This is a genomic window from Acetobacter lambici, from assembly GCF_011516885.1.
GTDB lineage: Bacteria > Pseudomonadota > Alphaproteobacteria > Acetobacterales > Acetobacteraceae > Acetobacter > Acetobacter lambici.
In genome coordinates this window covers 60,682-67,114 of sequence record NZ_WOTD01000013.1, presented here as the reverse complement: position 1 = coordinate 67,114, position 6,433 = coordinate 60,682, and the positions used below count along the sequence as shown (strand labels likewise).

Below are 6,433 nucleotides of genomic sequence, written 5' to 3'. Positions count from 1 at the left end.
TACTGCGCGCGGGTGATTTCAGTCCAGGCCATCTTGATCTCATCAGGTTATCGCAAACCCATGAATCATAATCCACTGAAATCACTCAACTCATTTTCGGTCAGACACTTAAGCAAAAAATCACTTTACTGGCATAAGGGCGGGAATGCGGCAGACAGCGCGTGGGACGCGCTGGGCGTAGCCCCGCGCAGCGGTCTGGCCGGTTGCGGTTAGGTCGTTGCGGTTAGGTCGATACCGTTGCGGTTAGCTGGTCGGATTGCCTCTCTGGCAATACTCAAGCCACTCGTTATGGCTCCAATTTCGGATTGGTTCGGCCTGATTCCCCTTTTTAAATATATTTAATTGGGGGTCCTCCGCAGCCGTTGCGGGTAGGTGGTGGATAACTCTCCTACCCCATTCGAGCATGCTTGACCGACTGGCTGCTGCCCATTGCCTCTTGGCTGCTTCTTTCGCCTTGCGAGCAGTACCGGCAAGGATTGCTATGGCTCTCTGCGCTTTTGTCACGACAACCTCATAGAGATTGCTGGTTCTAACCGTCTTGCTCTTCTCATGGTCGTATATGTAGCGGGCTTCCACACGAATAAGGCCGATACTCTCAAGTGCATTGATCGCGGCCCATGCCGTACGCTCAGACACTTTGGCTTTTCGTGCCACTTCCGCATGTGATGGATACCACGAACAATCAGGCCCCATCAGGTCGATGAACTTGGAGAATACGGCTTTCCAGCCATGTTTCCGGCTTGGCAGTTCTCCCGTTTCCAGTGCTGCCTCAACGGCAGAAAGAAACAGATGCTTCAGCTTATTCCGTGGTATTTTGTTAGGTCTATGCGATACCGGTGGAACGCGGCTGTGAACAAGCAAGCTGCTAGTCTTGCGCGAAGTATAGATTTTCATCGCGCTGCATTCCCGATCGAAGGCAGAACACGATGAAAAAAACGTGTCGGATTGATTTGGTAATTCGTGACAACAAAGTCAGTTTCTGGTACGCTGCTCGCACGCATAGCACGATATTTCCTTGATCGTGCGTGCCGTATTTGAGCGTGTTTGACTCTCTAAGCCTTTGATTTTTTTGGAGTCCGCCGGTCTTGACATGGTAGGGGTCACAGGTTCAATCCCTGTTGCGCCCACCATTCCTGAGCCGCAGAAAACTGCGGTTTTCACCATGTCCCCCGCTGAAAAATACCTCTCCCCAAATAGCAATAAACGGCATCAATTTCCATTACTTGGAACCAGTATCCGTGCCAAATCCGTACCGCTTTCCAGCCCCCACCATGCGCGGATTTCTTCCCGGTAGGCATCGGGCATTTTCTTGGCGTGCCGGGCGACGATTTCCATCGTGGCCCAGCCTCCATCTTCCTTGAGTGCGAGAATGTCTCGGTGCAGGCAGTAATGCCATGACGCCCATGTGTGCCGTAGGTCGTGTGGCGTTGCGTCCGGCACGAAAAGAGATTTCTCCTTTTCAGCAGCCTTCGGGGGCCATAAGCGATTAGCAATCGAGGCGGACGAACTCATACCATTCATCTCGACGGCCGCCGACCAGCCAACGCTGCTGTTCAAAGAACTGGGCAACAGGCCTTCGAACACCGTCTCCTAATTGCAGTTGCTGATACCTATTATCTCGTTCTTCCGAATGCCATCACTGCAGCCATCCGTTACAGGGTCATCGACGGGCTATTGCCTCTCTTCACGTCGGATAACGCGGCGCGAGATACTGAGTGTGGCACCAAGAAGAGCAAACCCTGCTGCCAGTTCAAGGCAATGCACCGCTCCCCCACTTCCTTGGGACAAGCCAAAGACCAGAGCCACCAGTGCTGAGCCGAGCGCCCAGCCCAGTGTGCGTGCAACCGCCATCATTCCACTCGCCGCACCGCTACGGGTTGCGGGGCCGGAAGTCATAACGGTCAGGTTATTGGGCGTCTGATAAAAGCCAAACCCAATGCCGCATAGCGCCATACGCCAGCATACGTCCCAAAAAGCGGGCTGCGCAGGCATCAGGCTTAGAGTGACCAGTCCTGCCGCAAGAATTGCCAAGCCGATACTGCTTAAAATCGAGGCCGGATGCCTGGTAGCCATGCGACCAGCAAAAGGGGCGGCAACGGCAACAAGCACGGGCCAGGGCGTTACGAGTAGGCCTGTTGTTACGGCGGAGAGATGCATAACCGTCTGAAACAAAAACGGTAGCGCGACATAGGCTAAAATCTGTGCCGCATACGCGCAAATCGATGTCAGTATTGAGAGCGAGAACAGTGGAATAGCGAGCAGATCCAATGGCAGCATAGGCGTTTTCAGCTTTTTCTGCTGGCCATACAGCAAAAGGGTGCAGAGTAAACCTGTCCCGATTTCAAATGCTGCTAGGCCAGTTTCCTTCTGCCCCAGTGCATCAACCCCCAAAATACCTAAGCCCAGCGCGCCCACATTCAGCAGTGCACCCACCCCGTCGAACGAGAACGCAGCGCGGGGGCTGGCTGGGGCCGCCCGTAGGAAAAGGGCAACGGTGATCACGCCAATTGGCACGTTAATCAGAAAGAGCCAGGGCCAGGGAGCCACAGCTAGAACTATTGCCGCCAGTGTTGGCCCAACCGCCGCAGAAATGGCAACGGCCAAGGCTATAATAGCAAAAGCCTGATGCAGCATGGCTCTGGGATACACATTGCGTACAAGGGCGCCGCTGAGTGCTGCCATACAGGCTGTTCCCAGCCCCTGCACGACACGTGATGCGATAAGAACCCCCAGTGAGCCTGAAAGCGCACAGGCAAGGGATGCTGCCGTAAAAAGTGCTATCCCGAACCCATAAACACGCTTTAAGCCCAGAGAATCCGCTAGTGCTGCGGCAGGTAACAGGCTGACCGCCACGGCCAGATGATAGACATTGACGACCCAGACCGTCTGGGTTTCGCTGCAATGCAGGTCATGAGCAATGGTGGGGAGCGCAATGTTGGCAATTGCGCCATCCAGCCCGCCCAGAATAATGCCAAGCACGGCGCAGAGCATGACCAGACGGCGCTGTGTGTCGGAAACAGGCGGGGAGGTCATAAAAAATTCGGTGTCCTGATTGTTAACAGACTATAATTTGTATCTTACACAGCAAATACCAATGCGTATCTCAGACCGCTTTTGGCAGTTTGCCTACTATTTTTTGCGCATTGACAGGTCTGGCAGCCGACATTTTTCTATCCGGCCTATCTAATCTTCAGAATGTAAGCTGCTTATCGGGCGTGTTTATGGAGGTTGCCGGTTACTACGACAAGACCTTTGCATGCGATCATGCCTGATCATCATCTGATCATAGGGGCTCATTACGCATCCGCGTGGCTCCAGATCAACTGGAGTTGGCGTATGTGCGCTTGAATTATGCAAATAGGCGTGTCGCGGCTCTGGATTGTGCTGGTCTTGAATAAAAAATATAGAAATATCAACTGGTTACATTAATTATTTTGCGATGAAACATTGCATTCGGAATGCAGCGTTAGCAAGTTTATGAACGTAAGGTCAGCCTACATATTCTGCCTTACGGGTGGGATACAATGTCCTGCTGCGTATCTGACAAGAGCCTTGTTCAGTAGTAACACAGGAGAGGGGGTAGGCTCGTGTTGGCCTAACCATATTGCTTAAGTAACGATATAAAGGGGGATAAGCAGAATGAATTTAAGAGAGGTAGCAATATAGATCAGTCTGCACGGATAAATTACGCGTAAAAAGACCCGGAATTTTTTTCTTTCATGACGTTTTCAATGGTCTTGTCCACAAATTTTTCATTGGCGTTAACGCGGGCTTCTTTAAGATCGCTGGCGTAAACTTCACCAGAACCATTTGTTGCGATCTGAATATTATTGTCGCTATTATTGCTTTTGGCTTGGAGTATGGTGTCCCGGATATTGGACTGTGTCTGGTCTGTAAAAGAAACTGCATATCTGTACATTGTTACCCCTCCTGCTCTGCGTCGAATTATGAACGAATCTATAGATTCGTGTAAAATAAAATTTCATCGATGAAAATGATATTAACGTCGTTCATATAACAAATGCGTGATCGTCGGATGTTCTGTAGCCGTCCGGGCTGTGGAGTGGAGGAGACGGCCCGATCCTGCTCCAAGGATTTTTCACGTTTTGTACAGGCATGGGTGGCGCGCATAGATTCCTCTGTATGTTTGGTAAGGAATGGAGAAACATGCTCCAGACATTCCGGCAGGGACCATACGCAGGCTGAAGGGGCGATCGTGGGTAATACAGAACCAAGTGACTGGGCAACGGATGCCAATCTGGCTGTCAGGGTTGTTGCCATGCGCAGGGATACAAATGCCGCGGGCGATATTTTTGGTGGCTGGGTTGCAGCCCAGATGGACCTTGCGGCCAGCACCGCGGCTGAAGGGTTTGCAGGCTGCAAATGTGTGACCGTGGCCATTAACGGTATGGTTTTTCATCATCCCATGGCGGTTGGGGATGAGCTGAATGTCTATACCCGTATTGTTAAGGTAGGACGCACGTCCATTACCATCTGCGCGGAATCTGTGCGGCGCATCCGGCGGACAAATATCCGGCAGAAGGTCACATCGGGGAATTTTGTTTTTGTCGCTGTGGATGAAGAAGGACGGCCACAGACACTGGATAAGGGGTGAAGGCCCAAAACTACCTGCGTATCAGGCAGTTTTTATTTATAGATTAGCAATAACCTTAAGCCCAACCAGTGCGGCGTCAGGGATGTGGGATGTTTCCCCCGGTCTGATCATATATTCAAATTCAGGCTGCACGGTTACCCCGGGCATGGCGTCAATGGCGTAATAGGCCTCGATCACATGGGAGTCCGTTTGTGGCCCCCTGACCTGACTGCCTAGGGACAAGCCCGCATCCAGCGCATACATCTGACCAAGCCGCTTGCGGTCACTGACATGGTACCATGAATACATGATGCCAAGCCTGTCTGTCACACGATTGGGGATCAGTCCGTTGAACGACAGGCCACCATAAGCTTCGTCCGAAATGGAGGAAACATGAGGTGTGTTATGGATGTATCCGGCCATCAGGTAGCCGCCTGCCATCTGGTTGCGTCCCCCCATCCGGTAGATCATCTGGTCTCCTTCAAACCAGAAAATATCCATAGGGGCACTGCGTTCGCGGCCGGGTTGTGCAAGCAGGGTGGCGGGTTTGCTGCCCAGTTCATCCGCATAGCGGGTCGTATCGTGCGCATAGCCAAACACATAGTGGCCGGGCAGACGGTTACGGGTCAGGAAGGGCTGCCAGGTAAACTCCACAGGTAGCACCATGCCTGTTGTATCCTCGCTCCCCCATGACCATCCACTCGGATTGCCGTTGATGGGAGAAACCTGATAAGCGCCAAGTTGGACCATGGTGTCCCGCGTGGGGCGAAAGCGTACGCGCGCCCCCCATGTTGCTTTGGGGTAAACGGAAAACTCCGGATCCAGTTTTAGGGCTACGGGGGCCGAGCATGTGACCATGAAGGAGCATATAAGGGGCGATGTTGCAAAAACATGCGTCAAGGACATGCGGCCAAACGTGATATCCATGCGATTGTTCAGGAACTGCTTTTCGGCGTACAGGTCGACCAGATGGGCGACAACATGGCCGGACAGGCCGTAAACTTCCATCAGGTTGACATAATATTCGCCCGCCATGTCGTGCGAGACCTCGCGGCCAGCACGGTTCATGAGCAGCGTATGCACGGACCAGCCCTCCAGGCCTGCCATTTTGCCCAGATCAAAATTCATCTGCAATGTCAGCTCATGCACGTAGTCCATGCCGCGCTTTATGCCGCCATTGATGTTGCCCATGGCCTCCCCCTTGTAGGTAAAGGAAAATGCAAACCCTTTTTGCTGCAAGCGTGTCCGAAAAGGCATGATCTGGGGCACAAGGTGGCTGCTGCCCGCAGTGGGCACATAATAGGGGTCTTCCATATCCGTGCGGCGCTGGGCGTCCACTTCGGAGGGGAGAAGCCATGATGGTCCTTCCCGCAGGCTAAGGGGTTCCAGTGTCATGATATGATGAGGCTTTTTTGCGCCGTAATCATTCACGCTAGGGATGTTCATTGTGGCAAGGCCCGGCCATGGGGCAACCGGCACCCCACTGGGAGGTAGGGGCGAGTTGAGGGGGCGCTGTAGAACATGGGGGTCGGGCAGAGATTGTTCATCCGCCTGACGCATGGCGCGCTCGACCAGTTCTCTGGTGTTGGCGGGGGTGGAAAGAACAGTCTGCGCATGTACGGAGGGGGTATGGCAGAAGACTGCAAAGCCCCATGAGGCCAGAGCCAGTAATCCTGATGATTTTATGGTCATGTGGCGTTTTCTAATATGTTTTACGGAAGATTTTTTTGAAAAACATATCGGAAAAAACATGTTTTTTTTTATTCTTGCCAGTTGCGTGGTGCGGAAGATGCCGCGGCCAGTAATCCTTGTCAGGTCTTGAGAAACTGGATTTTCCGT

At 52.7% G+C, this 6,433-nt stretch carries 7 protein-coding genes; 2 read left to right on the top strand and 5 right to left on the bottom strand.

Annotation, left to right across the window (positions count from 1 at the left end; all coding sequences use genetic code 11):
• Positions 1-213: hypothetical protein (locus tag GOB86_RS15930; RefSeq protein ID WP_206752700.1), on the top strand; the 213-nt coding region annotated here is incomplete at its 5' end.
• A gap of 30 nt (positions 214-243) precedes the next feature.
• Here the strand turns inward: GOB86_RS15930 and GOB86_RS08115 are convergent.
• The 4 genes from GOB86_RS08115 to GOB86_RS08100 all read right to left on the bottom strand — a co-directional run bounded on the left by GOB86_RS08115 (position 244) and on the right by GOB86_RS08100 (position 3,919).
• On the bottom strand, positions 244-894 hold the full coding sequence (locus GOB86_RS08115) for a hypothetical protein (RefSeq protein ID WP_165991843.1): 651 nt from the start codon (positions 892-894) through the stop codon (positions 244-246).
• Between the two features lie 315 nt (positions 895-1,209).
• On the bottom strand, positions 1,210-1,440 hold the full coding sequence (locus GOB86_RS08110; protein WP_253544044.1) for a site-specific integrase: 231 nt from the start codon (positions 1,438-1,440) through the stop codon (positions 1,210-1,212).
• 231 nt (positions 1,441-1,671) lie between these two features.
• Positions 1,672-3,033 (bottom strand): MFS transporter, encoded by a 1,362-nt coding sequence (locus GOB86_RS08105; RefSeq protein ID WP_165991841.1) that lies wholly within the window; start codon positions 3,031-3,033, stop codon positions 1,672-1,674.
• 652 nt (positions 3,034-3,685) lie between these two features.
• Positions 3,686-3,919 carry a hypothetical protein gene (locus GOB86_RS08100; RefSeq protein WP_165991840.1) on the bottom strand — a complete coding sequence of 78 codons (234 nt, stop codon included), beginning with the start codon at positions 3,917-3,919 and terminating at the stop codon, positions 3,686-3,688.
• Between the two features lie 360 nt (positions 3,920-4,279).
• Between GOB86_RS08100 and GOB86_RS08095 the strand changes: the two genes are divergently transcribed.
• The gene (locus GOB86_RS08095; protein ID WP_165991850.1) at positions 4,280-4,615 is read left to right on the top strand and encodes an acyl-CoA thioesterase; all 336 of its coding nucleotides are present in this window, start codon (positions 4,280-4,282) and stop codon (positions 4,613-4,615) included.
• Positions 4,616-4,651: 36 nt separating this feature from the next.
• Here the strand turns inward: GOB86_RS08095 and GOB86_RS08090 are convergent, their stop codons facing one another.
• Positions 4,652-6,286: a carbohydrate porin gene (locus GOB86_RS08090; RefSeq protein ID WP_242012555.1), complete on the bottom strand. Its 1,635-nt coding sequence runs from the start codon at positions 6,284-6,286 to the stop codon at positions 4,652-4,654.
• Positions 6,287-6,433 lie beyond the last annotated feature (147 nt).

Bases quoted from the DNA above. Each gene is read 5' to 3' on its own strand.
- GOB86_RS08115 (WP_165991843.1), bottom strand. From the start codon at position 894: ATGAAAATCTATACTTCGCGCAAGACTAGCAGCTTGCTTGTTCACAGC.
- GOB86_RS08105 (WP_165991841.1), bottom strand. From the start codon at position 3,033: ATGACCTCCCCGCCTGTTTCCGACACACAGCGCCGTCTGGTCATGCTC.
- GOB86_RS08100 (WP_165991840.1), bottom strand. From the start codon at position 3,919: ATGTACAGATATGCAGTTTCTTTTACAGACCAGACACAGTCCAATATC.
- GOB86_RS08095 (WP_165991850.1), top strand. From the start codon at position 4,280: ATGCGCAGGGATACAAATGCCGCGGGCGATATTTTTGGTGGCTGGGTT.
- GOB86_RS08090 (WP_242012555.1), bottom strand. From the start codon at position 6,286: ATGACCATAAAATCATCAGGATTACTGGCTCTGGCCTCATGGGGCTTT.